Genomic DNA, 616 nt, shown 5'->3' on the forward strand with positions numbered 1-616 from the left:
GGTGCGCCCAGCATGGGCGCACTCTTGCGGGTGCAAGTCCCGCCGTAAGTTGATCACAGCGAACGAAGTGAAGCGCAACTGCATGAGGGCGACCGAGTGTGGGAAGGAAGCGTGGATCGAAGCTGCGAGCCGATGGACAAGAATCGGATAAAAGGCGCTGCCGAGCAGGGCGAGCGGGCCGAAAACCGCGAAGCTCTCGTGATCAAGGCGAAGTGGCGTAGATCCGGCGGTTGTGCAGCGAAGGAGTGCGTTCTTACCTGGGGAGATCTCGCCTTGTGGCTGAAAGGCCGACGGTGACAAGCCGGAGCGAGAAGTCAGCAGAGGCCGTATTAGCTGCCGGTACGGGGCGAAGGGCCGAACGAGTAGGAGGGCCGAAGGCCATGTCGCTCGGAAGTGCAGTGCATCAGAAGCCCGGGCAACCGGGGCGCAACGCGGGAGGGCGAGGTGAAGCCAGACCCGAAGCGATGCGTGATGAAGCACGTCCGGCGCGGCATGAAACCGAAGGCTCAGGGCGAGACGACCTGCTCGCGCAGGCGCTCGCGAGAGAGAACATGGTGCTGGCGTGGAAACGCGTCAAAGCCAATCGCGGCAGTGCCGGGGTGGATGGGTTGTCGAT

Annotated in this window: 1 pseudogene; it reads left to right on the top strand. The window is 63.5% G+C overall.

From position 1 onward, the window contains the following. Positions 1-380: 380 nt before the first annotated feature. A pseudogene (locus GO606_RS00640) lies at positions 381-616 on the top strand (group II intron reverse transcriptase/maturase); the annotation flags it as partial.

The sequence above is a fragment of the Aromatoleum anaerobium genome (genome assembly GCF_012910705.2).
GTDB lineage: Bacteria > Pseudomonadota > Gammaproteobacteria > Burkholderiales > Rhodocyclaceae > Aromatoleum > Aromatoleum anaerobium.